The organism is Candidatus Reidiella endopervernicosa (assembly GCF_013343005.1).
Lineage (GTDB): Bacteria > Pseudomonadota > Gammaproteobacteria.
In genome coordinates, this window is record NZ_CP054491.1 from 1,679,055 (window position 1) to 1,699,749 (window position 20,695).

A 20,695-nucleotide genomic window follows, 5' to 3' on the forward strand; every position below is an offset into this window, starting at 1 on the left:
GGTTAAACCTCCGGACACTGTTTGCCGGGGTGCTCATTCCAGCCGAGCTTGGCGCGTAGGATCTCGAAGTAGTCGTAACCCTGCGGATGGATCAGGTGCAGGCGCTTCTCTTTGCGTTGAATAATGATGCGGTCATCGCTCTTCAGATCGACGGTGACCTGCCCATCACAGCTTACCTGCGAGTGGCTGCTACTGGTCTCGTTGACCACTACTTCGATACGGCTGGCGGCATTGACCATCAGTGGGCGATTGCTCAGTGTGTGTGGGCAGATCGGCACCATCACCACCGTGTCGAGTGAGGGGTGCATGATCGGACCGCCACTGGAGAGGGCGTAGGCGGTTGAGCCGGTCGGGGTGGCGACAATCAGACCATCGGCCCGCTGGGTGGTGACGAAGCTGCCGTCGATGTAGGTGGAGAACTCGATCATGCGCGCCACCTCGGGGTTGTGTACCACCACATCGTTAAGTGCATTGAAGGGGCGGCAACTGCCGTCCACACCCTCGACATACATCTCAAGCAGGAAACGCTCCTCGTCGAGGTAGTTGCCGCCGAGGATCTCATCGAGGCGGGCCACCATCTCAGCGGGTGAGACATCGACCAGAAAACCGAGCCGACCCATATTGATGCCGAGAATGGCGATCTCATGTTCGCAGAGGCTACGGGCGGCGTTGAGCAGGGTGCCGTCACCGCCCACCACGATCGCCAGCTCGCAGCGACGACCGATCTCATCGCGGCTGGCGCTCTCGAGGTTCAGCTCGGGCAGTAGCTTGGCGGTGTTCTCATCGAGCAGCAGCTGCTGGCGCTGTTCGAGTAGGTGTTCGCTGAGTGCGTGCAGGGTGCCTGCAATGCTCGGGTCGTCAAATTTTCCGATGAGACCAATGGTTTTGAAGGGGGTGGACATCTATTGCACCTGTGCTTTTTTGGCAACGTTATCACGCCCATTGCAAGCCGCCAACAGCGCCCATAGATAGACCCTTAGTGGCGTTAGCACTCGATAGGTCAGAGTGCTACTATTTCGCCGGCGTCGGACGGGGTCATCACCGGAAATTAATCGAGTGAGTCAAACAAAAACGGAAAATGGTGTGTCGATAGCGCTCAATGAGCGCGCCCAGCATCTGCTCAAGGTGTTGGTTGAACACTATATAGAAGAGGGCACCCCGGTTGGTTCCCGCACCCTGGCGCGCGATATCGGTCTGAAACTGAGTCCCGCCACGATCCGCAATGTGATCTCCGATCTGGAGGAGCTGGGTCTGGTCAGCTCCCCCCATACCTCCGCAGGACGTATCCCTACCGTGCAGGGCTATCGCATGTTTGTCGATTCACTGCTAACGGTGCGTGAACTCGATACCCGTGAGCTGGGCCAGTTTCAGCAGCTGCTCGATCCCAAACTCGATAGTCAGGAGTTGCTGCTCAACAAGGCCTCTTCACTGCTCTCCGGTGTTTCGCAGATGGCGGGGGTGGTGACGATGCCACGACTGCAGACGACGATTCTGCGTCAGGTGGAGTTTCTACCGCTTTCCGATCGTCGCATCCTGGTGATTCTGGTGGTCAACGAACATGAGGTACAGAACCGCATCATTCATGTCGATCGTGACTACAGTGCCGAGAATCTGCGTCGTTTTGCCAACTATCTGAGTAGCCACTTCGCCGGTCAGGACGTAAGCCAGCTGCATGAGCTGATGGTGGCTGAGCTGGAGTCGGCGCGCGAACATATGGATGAGGTGATGCGCTCACTGATCGATGCGGCGGGTGAGCTGTTTGATGCCGAACGTAACGACAACGATTTTCTACTTGCTGGTGAGACCAATCTGATGGGGCTGAGCGATATGAGCAGCGTAGAGAAGCTGCGTGGACTGTTTGAGGCGTTCAGTCAGAAGCAGGAGATCCTGCATCTGCTTGATCACAGTATTAACGCCGATGGGGTACAGATCTTCATCGGCGAAGAGTCGGGTTACAGCGTGCTGGATGAGTGCAGCGTGGTGACTGCCCCCTATAACATTGAGGGGCAAGGGGTCGGTGTACTGGGCGTGATTGGTCCGACCCGTATGGCCTATGAGCGGGTGATCCCGATAGTCGATGTCACCGCCAAGCTGCTCAGCGCCGCCTTGAATCCACGTGAATAAGCCCCATATAGCAGCGAACCGAATTAATAACCCGCAATAGATTATGTGTTTGGAGTTTTATAAAGATGAGTAATAACAATCAGCAAGAGCCGCAAACTGATGAGAGTGGCGCTGTTGAGGGGGAGGTCCTGTCGGCCGCCGAGGATGAGGCGGTTCAGGGGGATGCTCCCGTTGAAGATGTGGCGGTGCTGCTCGAAGATGCACGCGCCAAGGCCGATGAGCACTGGAACGAGACACTGAAGCTGCGTGCCGAGATGGATAATCTGCGCAAGCGCACCGCGCGCGAGTTGGAGAATGCCCACAAGTACGCGCTGGAGAAGTTTTCCAACGAGCTGCTGAGTGTGGTTGATAGCCTCGAGATGGGTGTGGCAGCGGCTGCCAATGAGGGCGCTACGGTTGAGACCCTCCGCGAGGGGAGTGAGATGACCCTCAAACAGCTGCTCTCTGCGATGGAGAAGCACGGTATCGCCGAGATTAATCCCGAGGGGGAGAGGTTTGATCCGGATAATCACCAGGCGATGACCATGCAGGAGACCGACGAGGTCGAGCCCAACATGGTGGTGGCGGTGTTCCAGAAGGGCTACACCCTCAATGATCGTCTGATCCGTCCGGCACGGGTGGTGGTTTCTAAAGCGGCCGCTGAGTAATTAATATCACTCTGCAGGCTTGAAATCGGGACGAGTAACCCCATCTTCAGGGGCAGAATGCAGTTTTAACGAATTTGAATAAATCCCCGTCGTCAAAACGACGGTTTGAAGTGGAGAATTGAGATCATGGGCAAGATTATCGGTATCGATCTGGGAACCACCAACTCCTGCGTAGCAGTGATGGAGGGTGGTAAGGCACGTGTTATCGAAAATAGTGAGGGTGATCGCACCACACCATCGATCGTCGCCTACACCGACGACAATGAGGTGCTGGTTGGTCAGTCGGCCAAGCGTCAGGCGGTCACTAACCCGACCGACACCTTCTACGCAGTCAAGCGTCTGATCGGTCGCCGCTTCGAAGAGGATGCGGTACAGAAAGATATCAAGCTGGTCCCCTACAAGATCGTTAAGGCGGATAACGGTGATGCGTGGGTCGAGGCGAAGGGCACCAAGATGGCCTCTCCCGAGATCTCAGCCAAGGTGCTGCAGAAGATGAAGAAGACCGCTGAGGATTTCCTTGGCGAAGAGGTGACCGAAGCGGTCATTACCGTTCCTGCCTACTTCAACGACTCACAGCGTCAGGCGACCAAGGATGCGGGCAAGATTGCCGGTCTTGAGGTCAAGCGCATCATTAATGAGCCAACCGCAGCGGCCCTTGCCTACGGCATGGACAAGAAGCGCGGTGATGTGAAGATCGCGGTCTACGACCTCGGTGGCGGTACCTTCGATATCTCGATCATCGAGATCGCCGATATCGATGGCGAGCACCAGTTCGAGGTGCTCTCAACCAACGGTGATACCTTCCTCGGTGGTGAGGATTTCGATATGCGTCTCATCGACTACCTCTCCGATGAGTTCAAGAAGGACACCGGTATCGATCTGCACAATGACCCACTCGCACTGCAGCGTCTTAAAGAGGGTGCGGAGAAGGCGAAGATCGAACTCTCATCGAGTGCCCAGACCGACGTCAATCTACCCTACATCACCGCTGATGCCTCAGGTCCCAAACATCTTAACGTCAAGGTGACCCGTGCCAAGCTCGAGTCGCTGGTTGAAGAGCTGATCGTACGTACCATCGATCCTTGTAAGGTGGCACTGAAGGATGCGGGTCTGAACGTCTCCGATATCGATGACGTCATCCTGGTTGGTGGTCAGAGCCGCATGCCTAAGGTTCAGGAGGCGGTACAGGAGTTCTTCGGTAAGGAGCCGCGTAAGGATGTAAATCCCGATGAGGCGGTTGCGATGGGTGCCTCGATCCAGGGTGGTGTTCTGGGCGGTGACGTCAAGGACGTGCTGCTGCTCGACGTAACCCCACTGAGTCTCGGTATCGAGACCATGGGTGGCGTGATGACCAAGCTGATCGATAAAAACACCACCATCCCGACCAAGGCGAATCAGGTCTTCTCTACCGCTGATGACAATCAGACGGCGGTTACCGTGCACGTACTCCAGGGCGAGCGTGAGATGGCGAGTGCCAATAAGTCACTCGGTCGTTTTGATCTGAGTGATATCCCACCGGCACCCCGTGGCGTACCGCAGATCGAGGTCGCCCTCGATATCGATGCCAACGGCATTCTTAATGTCTCGGCAAAGGACAAGGGTACCGGTAAAGAGCAGAACATCATCATCAAGGCCTCTTCTGGTCTCTCCGATGATGAAGTCGATCGTATGGTCAAGGATGCTGAGGCACACGCCGACGAGGATAAGAAGTTCCACGAACTGGTCGATGCGCGTAACCAGGCCGATGGGATGATCCATGCCACCCGCAAGTCGATGGAAGAGCTGGGTGACGAGAAGCTCGAGCCGGGCGAGAAGGATACTATCGAGGCTGCTATCAAAGAGCTCGAAGAGGCGATGAAGGGTGATGACAAGGATGAGATCGAGGCCAAGACCAAGGCGCTGACCGAGGCCTCCGGCAAGATGGCTGAGCGACTCTACGCCGAGAAGGGTGCTGCAGATGCCGCTGGTGCCGAGGGTGCTGCACAGCCTGAGGGTGATGCTGGACAGGCGGATGATGACGTTGTCGATGCCGAGTTCGAAGAGGTTAAGGAAGACAATAAGTAACCATCAGGTTATGGTAGCCCCCCGCCCAGCTGGGTCAGGGGAAAGACGCGGGCGCGGGAGTTTAGACTTCCGCGCCTTCGGCGTGTTGGAGGCAACGACTCCACGCGTTATCGATCTACTTAAAGTGATGCGACCGGAACACCATGAGTAAACGTGACTACTACGAAGTGCTGGGCGTGGCGAAAAACGCCAGCGAAGCGGAGCTGAAGAAGGCCTATCGTCGTCTGGCGATGAAGTATCATCCCGATCGTAATCCCGATGATGAGGAAGCCGAAGCCAAATTTAAGGAAGCGAAAGAGGCGTATGAGGTCTTAAACGATGCTCAGAAACGCACCGCTTACGATCAGTTTGGTCACGCCGGTGTCGATCAGTCGATGGGTGGTGGACCCGGTTACGGTGGCGGCGCGGGTGCCGGTAACTTCAGCGATATCTTTGGCGATATCTTCGGCGACATCTTCGGCGGTGGTGGCCCGGGTGGGCGTGGTACCAGCAGTGTGCGTCGCGGTTCTGATCTACGTTACAACCTCGAGCTGAGTCTTGAGGATGCAGTACACGGCACCACGGTGAAGATTCGTGTGCCAACCATGGTGAAGTGCGAGAGCTGTGGTGGTAGCGGCGGTGAGGGTGACTCTAAGCCGACCCCCTGCGCCACCTGTGGTGGTCAGGGTCAGGTGCGAATGCAGCAGGGATTCTTCTCTGTGCAGCAGACCTGTCCCTCCTGTCACGGCAATGGTGTGATCATCTCCAACCCCTGTAAGAGCTGTCATGGCCACGGTCGTGTGCAGGAGCACAAGACCCTCTCGGTCAAGGTGCCGGCAGGTGTCGATAACGGCGACCGGATTCGTCTCTCCGGTGAGGGTGAGGCGGGAGAGAACGGTGGTCCATCAGGTGATCTCTACGTGCAGGTCGGGATCAAGGATCATCCGATCTTTGTCCGTGATGACAACAACCTCTACTGCGAGGTGCCGATCAGTTTTGTCACCGCCGCACTCGGTGGAGAGCTTGAGGTGCCGACCCTTGATGGCAAGGTCAAGCTGAAGATTCCAGCTGGCACTCAGACCGGCAAGCTGTTCCGTATGCGCGGGAAGGGTGTGAAGTCGGTGCGCGGTGGTGTGACCGGTGATCTGCTCAGCCGCGTAGTGGTTGAGACGCCGGTCAATCTGTCGGCCGAGCAGCGCGATATCCTACAGAGCTTTGAGCAGAGCCTCGGTGGCGATGCACAGCACAACCCGCGTGCCAGCTCCTGGCTCGATGGGGTGAAGAAGTTCTTTGGCGATCTGGGCGCCTAGTCGCTGGTAGTAGTGACAGAGAGTGTGAAAGAGGGGCCTAACGGCCCCTTTTTTATGCGGTGGTCCCGAGCCACCCCCATCTGTTATTGTCTGTCGCTATTCCAATAACGAAATTTCTGGTCTGCAGCGGTGGGCTGCATTTAATAATCGAATTCGAGGTGTAGAGATGAGCAGGGTTGCAATTGCCGGTGCTGCCGGTCGTATGGGACGCATTCTGATTGAGGCGAGCCAGATGGCTGAAGGTGTGAGTGTCGGTGCGGCTACTGAGCGAAGCGGTAGCGAACTGCTGGGGCTCGATGTGGGCAATCTGGTCGGTGTTGGTGCGCTCGGTGTGAAGTTGGTCGATGATCTGGCTGCTGTGGTTGATGACTTCGATGTGTTGATCGATTTCACCAGCCCAGCCGTGACGATGGCAAACCTTGAAATCTGCCGGGAAGCAGGGAAGAGGGTGGTGATCGGAACCACCGGTCTTGATGATGAGCAGAAACAGAAAATCGCTGAGGCAGGTGAGCAGGTGGCGGTCGTTTTTGCCCCTAATATGAGTGTCGGCGTCAATCTAAGCTTCAAGCTTCTTGAGATTGCCGCTCAAGTCCTGGGCGATGATGTCGATATCGAGATAGTGGAGGCACACCATCGTCACAAGGTTGATGCCCCCTCTGGGACCGCGCTACGCATGGGTGAGGTGGTTGCCGATGCGCTGGGCCGCGATCTTAAAGAGTGTGCAGTATACGGTCGCGAGGGTATCACCGGTGAGCGTGAGCGCAAGACGATCGGTTTTGAAACCATTCGGGCGGGTGATATTGTTGGCGAACACACCGTGCTGTTTGCCGCGTTGGGTGAACGACTCGAAATTACCCACAAGGCATCGAGTCGCATGACCTTCGCCAAGGGGGCTGTACGAGCAGCCGGCTGGGTGATGCAACACTCTCAGGGAGAGTTCGATATGCAGGACGTACTTGGTCTGGCTGAGTAAGTCGATTTGTTAACTGTCCACCCCGGACAGTTTTAATTATTGTGCATTATAGCTGGTGAGCAACCGGCTGGTCGCGGTTTTCAAACCCGTACATGGGAGTGTGTCGCGATAGTTCTACCGAATTAAAATATAACAACTAGATTGGTGAGAATATGAATAAGGCAGCGGGAAAGTTAGAGCTCGGCATCTCTGCAAAGATTAATCTGGCGCTGCTCGGGGTCTTTTTAATGGTCTTCGCGACCTCGCTCTGGTTTGTCTATGACGGTGAGCAGTCGCTGGTTGAAGAGGTGGTGTTGCAGCAGACACGCGATGCAGCTGACTCCTACTTCGATTCGATCAACGCCTTCATGCTGACCGGTAATATGGCCAATCGAAAAATCCTCCAGGACAAATTGTTGGAACGCCCCAATTACACTGAGGGTCGCATTCTTCGCCACGAATCTGTCTCTAAGATCTACGGCCCCGGTTTTGACGATGAACTGCCACAGGACGATCTTGATCGTCGTGCGCTGGCTGGTGAATCGATCGTTGAGATGAGTGAGAGTGGTGAGTTGCTGACGGTGATCAATCCGGTTCTGGCCAGCAAGGATTATCGCGGCACCAACTGTCTCACCTGTCACATAGTGCCTGAGGGAACAGTGTTGGGTGCGGTACGTGTGAGCTATTCGCTCGAGGACATTCACGGACAGATTCGCGATAGCCTGATGGTGATTGGTGGCGTCAGTCTGCTGCTGTTTGTTGTGGGGCTGGCTCTAATTATTTATATGATGTCGAAGATTGTGACCAGTCGGATCGGCAGGCTGCGTAAGACGATCGATGCGGTGGCGACAGACTCTGATCTGAGTCAGCGTTTTGAGGTGCGTACCAACGATGAGTTTGGTGCGATGGGTAACGCCTTTAACCAGATGATGGATCAGATTCAGGAGAGTATGACGCAGGTCTACGAGACGACGAACGAGCTTCGTGCTGTCTCATCTGAGATCGCGGCTTCATCGGAAAATACTGCCAAGGCGGTTGCCGAGCAGCGTAACGGCACCGAAGCCGCGCTAGGCACTATGCGCGAGATGGAGTCATCGGTGAATGGTATTGCAGATCATGCCAAACAGACGGCAGAGGCCTCAGCTGGTGCCGATGAAGAGGCGCGGGGTGGAGCTATAGTTGCGACCAAGGCGCTGGCGGGTATTGATGCGCTGATGAACAATGTCGAAGAGGCGGCGGGTGTTATCCAGTCTCTCGATACCAACAGTGAACAGATCGGTGTGGTGCTGGATGTGATCAAGAATATCGCTGAACAGACTAATCTGCTGGCACTCAATGCGGCGATCGAAGCGGCGCGAGCCGGTGAGCATGGTCGTGGTTTTGCGGTGGTTGCTGATGAGGTGCGTACGCTGGCCACTCGAACCCACGAGTCCACCAAAGAGATCGAGGAGATGATCGATAATCTCCAGTCACGAGCCCGTGACGCCGTTGGTGTTATCGATAGTGCACGCGAGCTGGCGAAGACCGAGGAGGAGCAGGTCGAACGTGCTGCTGAGGCGCTCGGCATGATCGTCGGTGAGGTGGTCGGTATCCGCGAGATGAATAATCAAATTGCCGATGCGATCTCTGAGCAGATGCAGCTCACCAGCGGGGTGAATGAAAATCTTGAGAATATCGGACTGATCTCGGAGGCGACCTCGGAGGAGGCCGATCGAAATCTGCAGATCAGTGACCGTCTGATTGCCGCCTTCTCACGTCTAGAAGGTGCGATAGGTCGTTTTAAACTCAACTGATCGTAGTTTAATTTAATGTCATTGATAAGGACGGCAAACCTTCAGGGTGTCGTCCTTTTTTGTTTCGTTAGCATCAATTTACGTTGATTTAAATCAACCATATTTAAGCTTTTGTTAAAGCTTTGTCGCTTATTTCCGATAGTCTTCTTAGGTGTGATTACGTCAATGGTTCATCTCGGTTGTGCGATGTGAAGTCGAGTGGTCGCGTAAGGAGGGGGGCTGGGTGGGTTTTCCCGAGCTTGTCTGCTTGGGAGTTTGGCGTAGCATGTGTGGCAGGAAGTCTGCTCATAAAAAGATCGGGACGGAGGATTCCATAATGAAGATCGCAGCAAAAATAAACCTCACGCTCCTGGCCGTGTTTGTCACGGTTTTAATCGCATCTCTATGGCACTCATTTAAAAGTACCCACTCTCTGGTCGAGTCTGCTATTACCCAACAGACCACCGATATGGCCGACAGCTACTTCGACACCATTAATGCGATGATGCTGACCGGTAACATGACCAATCGCCAGATCCTGCAGAAAAAATTGCTTGAGCGTCCCAATGTGCTTGAGGCGCGCATCATTCGTGGTGAGGGGATCGCAAAACTCTTCGGTGCGGGCTTTGAGGATCAGAAGCCGGTTGATGAACTGGATCGTCGTGCACTTGCCGGTGAAGCGGTAATAGAGGATGTCGATGGTGAAGAGGGTAGTTACCTCACCGTTGTTACTCCGCTACGTGCCAGCGCCGATTATCGTGGCACCAATTGTCTACTCTGCCATCAAGTTCCTGAGGGTACGGTGCTCGGTGCGGTGCGTGTCTCCTACTCCGCTGACCGCCATGGAGAGCGAAGTGAGGGCGGTTAGTCCCGATAGTCGACGCCGTCTGCCTATTCGTAGTTGAGAGCGCGAGCGAACGACGGAGAAGATGCAGCAGCGGCTTTATGTCGGCGTAGAGTCACTGAGGGAGTTGTGTAGAGCAGCGAAGAGGTGATTACGCAACGTACGCAGGACGGTCGGGGCGCCGCAGGCATAAACGGTCGCGTGAAGTTTTGCTGTTTGCTTGGGCTTGATGCCCAAAACAAACTTTCGCAAAAATAGCGACTCCCGGCTCGATGAGATGCACAACAAGATCTTTAATGGTCTGCTTAGCTCAGGCGGTATCCAGATTGTGCTATTTGCAGCGGGTCTTGTGCTGATGGTCTACATGCTGGGTCGAGTGGTCACTAAGCCAATTAATAAATTACGCGGCACAATTCAATCCATTGAGCAGAATTCAGATCTGAGTCAACAGATTGTGGTTGAGAAGCGGGATGAGATTGGAGAGATGGCCGACGCCTTCAACGGCATGATAGTCAAGTTCCATGACAGCCTGAAAGAGGTGAGTGACACCACGCATGGATTGACGGATGTGGCTGATCGTATTCGCTCGACCTCAGAACAGAGTGCCGGCGCGGTGCGAGAGCAGCAGACGGGAACTGAGATGGTCGCCACGGCGATGAATGAGATGGAGGCGACCGTGCAGGAGGTGGCGCGCAATGCGGGTCAGACCGCCGAGCTCTCCAAGGATGCCGATCAGGAGGCGAAGAAGGGTGCCTATGTTGTGACTCAGGCGATCGGTGGTATCGATATTCTCATGAGCGATGTGGAGCAGGCCTCTACCGTGATCAAGCAGCTCGATGAGAAGAGTGAAAATGTCGGGGTGGTCCTGGATGTGATCAAAGGGATTGCCGAGCAGACTAACCTGTTGGCGCTGAATGCTGCCATCGAGGCGGCACGAGCAGGCGAGCAGGGGCGAGGATTTGCGGTGGTAGCCGATGAGGTGAGAACCCTGGCGACTCGTACCCACCAGTCGACCCAGGAGATCGAGCAGATGATCGAAGAGCTACAGCTCGGTGCTCGAGAGGCGGTCAGTGCGATGGAGACGGCGCGTGGTTGTGCAGCCAAGGAGTCTGAGCAGGTCGAAGCGGCCGCTGAGTCGCTGGCGATGATTGCTGGTGGTGTCTCGGGAATCAATGATATGAATAGTCAGATCGCTATCGCTGCCGATGAGCAGAGTAAGGTGGCTGAAGATATCAATCGCAATATCGTCAATATCAGTCAGCTCGCCGAGCAGGCATCACAGCTCTCCGGGCAGAATGCCGAGGTCAGCAATGAGCTGATCGATCTCTCCGCCAAGCTCAATATGCTGGTAGACCGCTTCAGGCTCTAACTCAGCCCCGATCCAGGCCATTACCACCGCGAATACTCCCGCGGTGTTTCATCTTGCCGGAGTCGCGCCAATTGGACGCATTTCTCATCGCCTTGGATGGACAGCGAGGCCCAGGTTGAGTAGAATCGGCCCCACCCGGAAACGGGATTCTTGAAAGATTTAACCGTGCGGGAGCAGCCTTGTGGCTTTTCCCGTTTTTTGCGCGCGTTGAGTGGAGGTAATCTTGCGACAACCGGCCCTGTTAGCCCTGGAAGACGGCACCCTGTTCTGGGGGGAATCAATTGGTATCAATGGGCAATCCGTTGGCGAGGTGGTATTCAATACCTCGATGACCGGTTATCAGGAGATTCTGACCGATCCCTCCTACTCAAAACAGATTGTTACCCTGACCTATCCACACATCGGCAATGTCGGGACCAATGAGGATGATGAAGAGTCATCGGCGCTGCATGTCAGTGGTCTGGTGATTCGCGATCTGCCTCTACTGGCCAGTAACTTTCGCAACCAGGAGTCACTCGACACCTATTTGGCGCGCAACAACATCGTTGCCATCGCCGATATCGATACCCGTAAGCTGACCCGAATTCTGCGCGACAAGGGGGCTCAGAATGGTTGCATCATTGCTGGTGAGAATATCGATGAGGCAGCTGCAGTTGCCGCAGCGCAGGGCTTCCCCGGTCTGAAGGGGATGGATCTCGCCAAAGAGGTCACCACCGGTCAGCCCTACGAGTGGGCGCAGGGTAGCTGGACACTCGCCGACGGCATGCCTGATGCGCCGCACCCGATTGAAGAGAAGCTTCCCTATCATGTCGTCGCCTACGATTTCGGCGTAAAGCGCAACATCCTACGCATGCTGGTCGATCGTGGCTGCCGGCTCACTGTCGTTCCGGCACAGACCCCTGCTGAAGAGGTGCTGAAGCTCAATCCTGATGGCGTCTTCCTCTCCAATGGCCCGGGCGACCCAGAGCCCTGTACCTATGCGATCGAATCGATTAGCAAAATTCTTGAGGGCGAGCTACCGGTGTTTGGTATCTGTCTCGGTCATCAGCTGCTCTCCCTGGCCAGTGGGGCAAAGACGGTGAAGATGAAGTTTGGACACCACGGTGCCAACCATCCGGTGCAGGATGTCGAGGGCGGTGAGGTGATGATCAGCAGTCAGAATCACGGCTTCGCGGTCGATGAAAAGAGTCTGCCAGCAAACATGCGTACCACCCATCGTTCGCTCTTTGATGGCAGTCTGCAGGGTGTACATCGCACCGACAAACCCGCCTTCAGTTTCCAGGGGCACCCCGAGGCGAGTCCCGGTCCACACGATGTGGCACCACTCTTCGATCACTTTATTGAGCTGATTGAAGCAGCGCAGCAATAGTTAATAACCGTGTGTGGCCGTGGCGGGTGATGAGCTCATCCGCTGCAGTCACCACCTAAATGATCAGACAAAGAAGCCATGCCAAAACGTACAGACATCAAAAGCATCCTGATCATCGGCGCTGGGCCGATTGTCATCGGCCAGGCGTGTGAGTTCGACTACTCGGGCGCACAGGCGTGTAAGGCGCTACGCGAAGAGGGCTATCGCGTTATTCTGGTCAACTCCAATCCAGCCACCATTATGACCGACCCGGAGATGGCCGATGCCACCTACATCGAGCCGATCAACTGGCAGGCGGTGGCGAAGATCATCGAAAAAGAGAAGCCAGATGTGCTGCTGCCGACTATGGGTGGTCAGACGGCACTCAACTGCGCGCTCGATCTGGCCCGCGAGGGTGTGCTGGAGCAGCACGGCGTCGAGATGATTGGTGCGAAGAAGGAGGCGATCGACAAGGCGGAGGATCGCGACAAGTTCCACAAGGCGATGACCAAGATCGGTCTCGACATGCCCAAGGCTGCGGTTGCCCACTCGATGGAAGAGGCGTGGCAGGTGCAGGCGCAGGTCGGCTTCCCGACCATTATCCGTCCCAGCTTCACCATGGGTGGCTCCGGTGGCGGTATTGCCTATAACAAGGAAGAGTTCGTCGAAATCTGCGAACGAGGCCTTGATCTCTCGCCGACCAAAGAGCTGCTGGTTGAGGAGTCGATCCTCGGCTGGAAAGAGTATGAGATGGAGGTGGTACGAGACCACAAGGACAACTGCATCATCATCTGCTCGATCGAGAACTTCGATCCGATGGGTGTGCACACCGGTGACTCGATCACCGTTGCCCCGGCACAGACCCTGACCGACAAGGAGTATCAGATCATGCGCGACGCCTCACTGGCGGTACTGCGTGAGATCGGTGTCGACACCGGCGGCTCCAACGTCCAGTTTGCAATCAATCCCGATAACGGTCGCATGACCATTATCGAAATGAATCCACGTGTGTCGCGCTCCTCGGCGCTCGCCTCCAAGGCAACCGGCTTCCCAATTGCCAAGGTGGCGGCGAAGCTGGCGGTCGGTTACACGCTCGATGAACTGCAGAACGATATTACCGGTGGTGCCACCCCGGCCTCGTTTGAGCCGACTATCGACTACGTCGTGACCAAGATTCCGCGTTTCACCTTCGAGAAGTTCCCACAGGCCGATAACTCCCTGACCACACAGATGAAATCGGTGGGTGAGGTGATGGCAATTGGTCGTAGCCAGCAGGAGTCGTTCCAGAAGGCGTTGCGCGGTCTCGAAATCGGTGTCGATGGCTTTGATGAGATGTTCGACATGGAGCAGGAGGATGCGATGGATGCGCTCTATCAAGCGCTACGTCGTCCCACTCCCGAGCGCCTCTGGTATGTCGCTGACGGTTTCCGTGCCGGGATCGACCTGGAGAAGATGTTTGAGTTGACCAAGATCGATCGCTGGTTCCTGGTACAGCTGGAGGAGCTGGTGACGCTTGAGGCCGAGGTGCGTGAGCGTGGTGTCTCAGGTATCGATAAGCCTTTCCTCTTCAAGCTCAAACGCAAGGGATTCGCCGATCGTCGTCTCGCCAAGCTGATTGGTCTGCGTGAAGGCGAGATGCGCAAGCTGCGCCGCGAACTCGGTATCCGTCCGGTCTATAAACGTGTAGATACCTGCGCCGCTGAGTTCTCTACCTCGACTGCCTACATGTACTCCACCTACGAGGAGGAGTGCGAGGCGAATCCCTCTGATAAAGAGAAGATCATGGTGCTCGGCGGCGGTCCTAACCGCATCGGCCAGGGTATCGAGTTCGACTACTGCTGCGTACACGCGGCTCTGGCAATGCGTGAGGATGGTTACGAGACCATCATGGTCAACTGTAATCCCGAGACTGTTTCTACCGACTACGATACCTCGGATCGTCTCTACTTCGAGCCGCTGACGCTTGAGGATGTACTCGAGGTGATCGACCTCGAGAAGCCTAAAGGCGTGATTGTTCAGTACGGTGGTCAGACACCGCTGAAGCTGGCGCGTGATCTCGAGGCCGCCGGTGCACCGATTATCGGTACCTCGCCCGACTCGATCGATCTGGCTGAGGACCGTGAACGCTTCCAGCAGATGATCGACAAGCTCGGTCTGCGCCAGCCGCCCAATCGCACCGCACGTAACCCTGAGGATGCGGTACGTCTGGCCGAGGATATCGGTTACCCACTGGTGGTGCGCCCCTCCTATGTGCTGGGTGGTCGTGCGATGGAGATCGTCTTTAATGAGTCTGAGCTGCGCACCTATATGCGTGACGCGGTGAAGGTCTCCAATGAGTCGCCAGTGCTGCTCGATCGTTTCCTCGATGATGCGGTAGAGCTCGATGTCGATGCCATCTGTGACGGAGAGCAGGTACTGATCGGCGGACTCATGCAGCATATCGAACAGGCGGGTGTTCACTCCGGTGACTCAGCCTGTTCACTGCCACCCTACAGTGTGTCGGCGGAGATTCAGGATGAGCTGCGCCGTCAGGTGACGGTGATGGCAAAAGAGCTGAAGGTTATCGGTCTGATGAACACTCAGTTTGCGATCAAGGACAATGACGTCTACGTGATAGAGGTCAATCCTCGCGCCTCACGTACCGTTCCCTTTGTCTCCAAGGCGACCAGTCGCCAGCTGGCCAAGGTGGCGGCCCGCTGTATGGCGGGTACTACGCTTGAGGCGCAGGGTGCAACGGAAGAGATCGTGCCCGACTACTACTCGGTCAAGGAGGCGGTCTTCCCGTTTGTGAAGTTCCCTGGTGTTGATCCGATCCTCGGCCCTGAGATGAAGTCGACTGGCGAGGTCATGGGTGTCGGTCGTAGCTTTGGTGAGGCGTTCCATAAGGCGCAGCTTGGCGCTAGCGTCACCATGCCGAGCAGTGGTCGTGCCTTTGTCAGTGTGCGTGAATCGGATAAGGGCGGTGCCGTACGTGTCGCCGGAACCTTGGCTGAGCTCGGTTTCGAGGTGGTCGCCACACGTGGTACCGCCCGAGCCTTGAACGAGGCGGGTATCGAGTGCGGTGTGGTGAATAAGGTGACCGAAGACCGTCCACACATCGTCGATATGATCAAGAACGATGAGATCAGTTTCATCGTCAATACCACTGAAGGAAAGCAGGCGATTGCCGATTCGCGCGGCATTCGTGCCTCGGCGCTGCAGCACAAGGTCACCTACTTCACAACAATCGCAGGTGGTGAGGCTGCCTGTCGCGCGATGAAACGTCGCGACGAGGCCGATGTTAACCGTCTGCAGGATCTGCATAAGGAGCTGTCAGTATGAGCGGTAAGGTACCTATGACTGTACGTGGGGCTGAGGCACTTCAGGCTGAGCTCCAGGATCTGAAAAGCGTTCAGCGTCCACGTGTTGTTGAGGCAATTGCCGAGGCGCGTGCCCACGGAGATCTGAAAGAGAATGCTGAGTATCACGCCGCGCGTGAGCAGCAGAGCTTCATTGAAGGCCGTATTAAGGATATTGATGGCAAGCTCTCCAATGCGCAGGTGATTGATGTCACCACAATGCCGGCCAATGGACGTGTCATTTTTGGCACCACTATCGACCTCGAAGAGGAGGAGAGTGGTGAAGAGGTGACCTACCAGATCGTTGGTGAGGATGAAGCCGATATCAAGGCGGGTCAGATTTCACTCAACTCACCGATTGCCCGTGCCCTGATCGGCAAGAGCGAGGGTGATGTGGTCTCTGTCGATGTTCCCGGCGGTACTCGCACCTTCGAGATCCTCGAGGTCAAATACATCTAATCCCCCTGCTAGCCCCGGTCATGGATAGAGTTTTTGTGGTTGTTGAGCGATTGTTACTAACCCTTTGGGTTGGCGCGCTCTGGGGTGTTGGTTATCTGGCCGTTCCACAGCTATTCAATCTTCTTGAGAATCGCGCCCTCGCCGGCACTCTTGCCGGTGAACTCTTCACCCTGACAACCTATCTGAGTCTTGTGGTGGCCGCACTGCTGCTTGTCATCGCACTCTATCGAGTCGGGCGGGGTTATTTGCGTAGTTGGCGTTGTGGCTTGTTGCTGGTGATGGTGATTGCTGCGGCAGTGAGTGAATTTATTCTCCATCCGCAGGTCGCGGAGCTGCGAGCGGCAGGTCTGCCCACGAGCTTGGAGGGGAGCCGCTTTGCGATGCTGCATGGCATCTCTTCACTGCTGTTTCTGTTCAACTCGCTGGCGGGCGCGGTGTTGGTTGCCGTCGGGGTGGTGAGTGTGAAACGGGGTGACTAGCGGGCAGGGATCTCGATACGAGGCTTGTCGATGTTGCGCTTGAATAGCAGGGCGACATGTCCAATTCGCTGGATCAGTTCGGCCTTACACGCCTCACAGAGTGTAGCGATCATCGCATCGCGCGACTCCCGATCCATCGCGTTGACCCGTACCTTGATCAGTTCGTGATGGGTGATGGTGCTGCGGGTCTCTTCAATCAGCCCCTCGGAGATGCCCTTATCGCCGACGATGATGAGTGGTTTAAGAGAGTGGCCGAGGCCTCGCAGATGGCGTTTTTGTGAATCGGTGAGGGGCACGGGTGTATAGACCTCTGTAAAGTAGTGCTGGTCGAAAAAGGGTGGCAAGTTTACCCTGTATCGCACCCCATTTCACTGAAAAGAGCTGTTGGTAAGTTATGGCACGTAGTAAAAGTAGTGGACGTTGGCTGCAGGAGCACTTCGACGATGAGTATGTGAAACGCTCGCAGGCGGATGGCTATCGCTCGCGTGCGATCTACAAGCTGATCGAGATTCAGGAGAAGGATCGTATTCTGAAGCAGGGGATGACGGTGATCGATCTCGGCGCGGCTCCCGGTGGCTGGTCACAGTACGCCGCCAGCATATTGGGAGACACGGGGCGGGTGATTGCACTCGATATTCTGCCGATGGACTCGCTCGCCGATGTTACCTTTATACAGGGTGACTTCCGCGAGGATGAGCCGCACCAGCAGCTGATCGATCTACTCGATGGTGGGCAGGCTGACCTTGTAATGTCAGATATGGCCCCCAATATCAGCGGTATGAGTGCGGTTGATCAGCCGCGAGCGATGTATCTGGCTGAGCTGACTCTGGAATTGGCAAAAGAGACGTTATCTCCCGGTGGGGCCATGTTGGTGAAGGTTTTTCAGGGTGAAGGTTTTGATGAGTATCTCAAGGCGCTTCGTTCGGCTTTCGGCAAGGTGACGATGCGTAAACCGAAGGCTTCACGCCCACGTTCGCGTGAGGTCTACGCCTTGGCCCGTAACTTTAAACTGTAGTAGGGTAGAACCAATCCAGTGACCTATACTCTAATTCAATCAAGCGCTTCACGCTGATCAGTAATAAAACCCCTATCATATCTGAGGTAAACAGGTTTGAACGACATGGCAAAAAATGTGCTCCTTTGGGTGGTTATCGCAATCATCCTGATGTCGGTGTTTAATAATTTCAGCACCACTCAGCAGCACGCACAGCCGCTGCCCTATTCGCAATTTATTAATGATGTGAAAGATGGGCGTATCCAGAGTGTATTGATCGAAGGCCGCACCATTACGGGTAGTTCAATCGGTGGTGAGCGGATCAAGACCTACAGTCCCGAGACCGATAACCGTTCTCTGATCGGCGATTTGCTCGCCAATAACGTCATGATCGAGGCGCAGCCACCCGAGCAGCAGTCGGTACTGATGCAGATCTTTATCTCCTGGTTCCCGATGCTGCTACTGATCGGTGTCTGGATCTTCTTCATGCGCCAGATGCAGGGCGGTGGCGGTGGTCGCGGTGCAATGTCCTTTGGTAAGAGCAAGGCACGCATGCTGGGTGAGGATCAGGTCAAGGTTAACTTCGGTGATGTGGCCGGCGTTGAGGAGGCGAAGGAGGAGGTCGGCGAGCTGGTCGAATTCCTGCGTGATCCCGGTAAGTTCCAGAAGCTCGGTGGCAAGATTCCTCGTGGCGTATTGATGGTTGGCTCCCCCGGTACCGGTAAGACACTGCTGGCCAAGGCGATCGCTGGTGAAGCAAAGGTGCCGTTTTTTACCATTTCAGGTTCCGATTTTGTTGAGATGTTTGTCGGTGTCGGCGCCTCGCGTGTCCGCGACATGTTCGAGCAGGCGAAGAAACACGCCCCCTGCATTATCTTTATCGATGAGATCGACGCGGTCGGTCGCCATCGCGGTGCCGGTCTCGGTGGTGGACACGATGAGCGTGAGCAGACCCTGAACCAGCTGCTGGTTGAGATGGATGGCTTTGAGGGCAACGAGGGCGTGATCGTCATTGCTGCAACCAACCGTCCCGACGTACTCGATCCTGCGCTGCTGCGTCCCGGCCGTTTCGATCGTCAGGTGGTGGTACCGCTGCCCGATGTGCGTGGTCGTGAACAGATTCTGCGCGTGCATATGCGCAAGTTGCCGGTCGACGATAACGTTAAACCTGCGATTATCGCTCGTGGTACCCCTGGATTCTCCGGTGCCGATCTCGCTAATCTAGCCAATGAAGCGGCACTGTTTGCCGCGCGTGCCAACAAGCGTCTGGTCGAAATGGACGATTTCGAGCGTGCCAAGGATAAGATCATGATGGGTGCGGAACGCCGCTCCATGGTGATGAGCGAGGAGGAGAAGAATCTCACTGCTTATCACGAGGCGGGTCACGCCATCGTTGGTCGTCTGGTCCCCTCACACGATCCGGTCTACAAGGTGACGATTATTCCACGTGGCCGCGCCCTCGGTGTGACGATGTTTCTGCCTGAGGCGGATCGTTATAGCGCCAGTAAGGAGCGACTTGAGAGTCAGATCTCTACGCTCTACGGTGGACGTATCGCCGAGGAGCTGATCTTCGGTGAGGAGAACGTCACCACCGGTGCGCAGAACGATATCAAACGTGCCACTGAGATCGCTCGCAACATGGTTACCCAGTGGGGCCTCTCTGACCGACTTGGACCGCTTGCCTACTCTGAAGATGAGGGTGAAGTCTTCCTCGGCCACTCAGTGACTCAACACAAGAGCATCTCTGATGAGACGGCACATGTGATTGATGAGGAGATTCACTCCATCATTGATGATAACTATGCGCGCGCAAATACCATGCTCAACGAGAACATGGATAAGCTCCATGTGATGGCCAAGGCGTTGATTAAATACGAGACCATTGATTCAGATCAGATCGATGACATCATGGACGGTAAAGATCCTCGTCCCCCTCAGGATTGGGACTCAAGTGATGAGTCAGATTCGGATGAGGGTGGACCGGCTGAAAAGACCGATTCGTCTAAATCAGGCAACGACCCGATCGGTGGTCCAGCCGGACAGCACTAGAGAAAAAACCCGCGATTGCGGGTTTTTTCTTGGGTAACAGGTTGCAGGTAACAGGCCCTCTTTGAGCCTGAAACCTGTCTCCCGTTAGCTGATCACTTTATACTCCCCAAATGATTCTCGACTGCGCTGGAAAGCCGCTTAATCTCAATCGTCCACAGGTGATGGGTATTCTCAATGTCACACCCGACTCTTTCTCGGACGGGGGTGATTTTCTGGCTGCTGAAAGTGCCATAACTCATGCACAGGAGATGGTTGAAGAGGGTGCGGCGATTATCGATGTGGGCGGAGAGTCGACCCGTCCCGGTGCACCTGACGTCACGCTCGAAGAGGAGCTGGCTCGCGTTATTCCGGTGATCGAGGTGCTCTCTGTATCAGTCGATGTGCCGATCTCGGTCGATACCAGCAAGCCAGAGGTGATGCGGGCTGCTGTGGCCGCGGGTGCGGGTATGATCAATGATGTCTATGCGCTGCGTCGGCCCGGTGCGCTTGAGACGGCGGCTGATCTAAATGTACCGGTCTGTCTGATGCATATGCAGGGCGAGCCGCGCACCATGCAAGATGAGCCGAGTTATGACGATGTGGTGACAGAGGTCGCCTCGTTTCTTGCTAAGCGCATCGCCTCCTGTCAGCTAGCGGGTATCGGTAAGGATAAGATCGTAATCGATCCCGGTTTTGGTTTTGGCAAGAAGCTTGAGCACAATTTGAGTCTACTTAAACAGCTCAAACAGCTGTGTGAGCTGGGTGTGCCGCTGCTGGCTGGTATGTCGCGCAAGTCGATGATCGCGGCGGTGCTTGATCAGCCCGTCGATGATCGCCTGTTTGGCAGTGTAGCGTTGGCAACCCTGGCGACCTGGCAGGGCGCTTCGATTCTTCGTGTGCACGATGTTCGCGAAACGGTGGATGCAGTGCGTATGGCTGAGGCCGTGGTCAACGCTGTTTGATAACAGATACTCCTTAAGGGTGAGTA

At 55.7% G+C, this 20,695-nt stretch carries 18 protein-coding genes; 15 read left to right on the forward strand and 3 right to left on the reverse strand.

Annotated elements, in window-relative coordinates; genetic code table 11:
• Positions 1 to 2: 2 nt before the first annotated feature.
• Positions 3 to 902: an NAD(+) kinase gene (locus HUE57_RS09370; protein ID WP_078482540.1), complete on the reverse strand. Its 900-nt coding sequence runs from the start codon at positions 900 to 902 to the stop codon at positions 3 to 5.
• 154 nt (positions 903 to 1,056) lie between these two features.
• Between HUE57_RS09370 and hrcA the strand changes: the two genes are divergently transcribed.
• The 7 genes from hrcA to HUE57_RS09405 all read left to right on the forward strand — a co-directional run bounded on the left by hrcA (position 1,057) and on the right by HUE57_RS09405 (position 9,716).
• Positions 1,057 to 2,124 carry a heat-inducible transcriptional repressor HrcA gene (hrcA, locus tag HUE57_RS09375; RefSeq protein WP_236725616.1) on the forward strand — a complete coding sequence of 356 codons (1,068 nt, stop codon included), beginning with the start codon at positions 1,057 to 1,059 and terminating at the stop codon, positions 2,122 to 2,124.
• A gap of 65 nt (positions 2,125 to 2,189) precedes the next feature.
• Entirely contained in the window at positions 2,190 to 2,771 is a 582-nt protein-coding gene (grpE, locus tag HUE57_RS09380) for a nucleotide exchange factor GrpE (protein WP_078482538.1), read from the forward strand.
• A 126-nt stretch (positions 2,772 to 2,897) separates the two neighbouring features.
• Positions 2,898 to 4,835, forward strand: coding sequence for a molecular chaperone DnaK (dnaK, locus tag HUE57_RS09385; RefSeq protein ID WP_078482537.1), 1,938 nt, complete (start codon positions 2,898 to 2,900; stop codon positions 4,833 to 4,835).
• A 143-nt stretch (positions 4,836 to 4,978) separates the two neighbouring features.
• Positions 4,979 to 6,124: a molecular chaperone DnaJ gene (dnaJ, locus tag HUE57_RS09390; RefSeq protein WP_078482536.1), complete on the forward strand. Its 1,146-nt coding sequence runs from the start codon at positions 4,979 to 4,981 to the stop codon at positions 6,122 to 6,124.
• Between the two features lie 166 nt (positions 6,125 to 6,290).
• Complete coding sequence (dapB, locus tag HUE57_RS09395; RefSeq protein ID WP_078482535.1) at positions 6,291 to 7,097, forward strand: 4-hydroxy-tetrahydrodipicolinate reductase; 807 nt, start codon at positions 6,291 to 6,293, stop codon at positions 7,095 to 7,097.
• Positions 7,098 to 7,249: 152 nt separating this feature from the next.
• Positions 7,250 to 8,869: a methyl-accepting chemotaxis protein gene (locus tag HUE57_RS09400; protein WP_078482534.1), complete on the forward strand. Its 1,620-nt coding sequence runs from the start codon at positions 7,250 to 7,252 to the stop codon at positions 8,867 to 8,869.
• Positions 8,870 to 9,185: 316 nt separating this feature from the next.
• Positions 9,186 to 9,716: a hypothetical protein gene (locus HUE57_RS09405; protein WP_174673066.1), complete on the forward strand. Its 531-nt coding sequence runs from the start codon at positions 9,186 to 9,188 to the stop codon at positions 9,714 to 9,716.
• Between the two features lie 23 nt (positions 9,717 to 9,739).
• On the opposite strand, the gene HUE57_RS09410 is transcribed toward HUE57_RS09405, so the two are convergent.
• Positions 9,740 to 9,934: a hypothetical protein gene (locus HUE57_RS09410; protein ID WP_174673067.1), complete on the reverse strand. Its 195-nt coding sequence runs from the start codon at positions 9,932 to 9,934 to the stop codon at positions 9,740 to 9,742.
• 35 nt (positions 9,935 to 9,969) lie between these two features.
• On the opposite strand from HUE57_RS09410, the gene HUE57_RS09415 reads away from it, so the two are divergent.
• From HUE57_RS09415 to HUE57_RS09435, 5 genes are all read left to right on the forward strand, one after another.
• The gene (locus tag HUE57_RS09415) at positions 9,970 to 11,061 is read left to right on the forward strand and encodes a methyl-accepting chemotaxis protein (RefSeq protein ID WP_174673068.1); all 1,092 of its coding nucleotides are present in this window, start codon (positions 9,970 to 9,972) and stop codon (positions 11,059 to 11,061) included.
• Positions 11,062 to 11,284: 223 nt separating this feature from the next.
• Positions 11,285 to 12,430 carry a glutamine-hydrolyzing carbamoyl-phosphate synthase small subunit gene (gene carA, locus HUE57_RS09420; RefSeq protein WP_078482551.1) on the forward strand — a complete coding sequence of 382 codons (1,146 nt, stop codon included), beginning with the start codon at positions 11,285 to 11,287 and terminating at the stop codon, positions 12,428 to 12,430.
• A 78-nt stretch (positions 12,431 to 12,508) separates the two neighbouring features.
• The gene (gene carB, locus HUE57_RS09425; RefSeq protein ID WP_078482532.1) at positions 12,509 to 15,730 is read left to right on the forward strand and encodes a carbamoyl-phosphate synthase large subunit; all 3,222 of its coding nucleotides are present in this window, start codon (positions 12,509 to 12,511) and stop codon (positions 15,728 to 15,730) included.
• Complete coding sequence (gene greA, locus HUE57_RS09430) at positions 15,727 to 16,206, forward strand: transcription elongation factor GreA (RefSeq protein WP_078482531.1); 480 nt, start codon at positions 15,727 to 15,729, stop codon at positions 16,204 to 16,206. The genes carB and greA overlap by 4 nt, the downstream gene beginning before the upstream one ends.
• Before the next feature lie 20 nt (positions 16,207 to 16,226).
• Positions 16,227 to 16,685: a DUF4149 domain-containing protein gene (locus HUE57_RS09435; protein WP_078482530.1), complete on the forward strand. Its 459-nt coding sequence runs from the start codon at positions 16,227 to 16,229 to the stop codon at positions 16,683 to 16,685.
• Here the strand turns inward: HUE57_RS09435 and yhbY are convergent.
• Entirely contained in the window at positions 16,682 to 17,029 is a 348-nt protein-coding gene (yhbY, locus tag HUE57_RS09440; RefSeq protein WP_174673069.1) for a ribosome assembly RNA-binding protein YhbY, read from the reverse strand. The genes HUE57_RS09435 and yhbY overlap by 4 nt on opposite strands.
• Positions 17,030 to 17,079: 50 nt before the next feature.
• Between yhbY and rlmE the strand changes: the two genes are divergently transcribed.
• The 3 genes from rlmE (at position 17,080) to folP (ending at position 20,669) form a co-directional block, all read left to right on the forward strand.
• Positions 17,080 to 17,700, forward strand: coding sequence for a 23S rRNA (uridine(2552)-2'-O)-methyltransferase RlmE (gene rlmE / locus HUE57_RS09445; RefSeq protein WP_078482528.1), 621 nt, complete (start codon positions 17,080 to 17,082; stop codon positions 17,698 to 17,700).
• A 105-nt stretch (positions 17,701 to 17,805) separates the two neighbouring features.
• On the forward strand, positions 17,806 to 19,728 hold the full coding sequence (gene ftsH / locus HUE57_RS09450; protein WP_172840079.1) for an ATP-dependent zinc metalloprotease FtsH: 1,923 nt from the start codon (positions 17,806 to 17,808) through the stop codon (positions 19,726 to 19,728).
• Between the two features lie 110 nt (positions 19,729 to 19,838).
• Complete coding sequence (gene folP, locus HUE57_RS09455; RefSeq protein WP_078482526.1) at positions 19,839 to 20,669, forward strand: dihydropteroate synthase; 831 nt, start codon at positions 19,839 to 19,841, stop codon at positions 20,667 to 20,669.
• Positions 20,670 to 20,695: the final 26 nt, after the last annotated feature.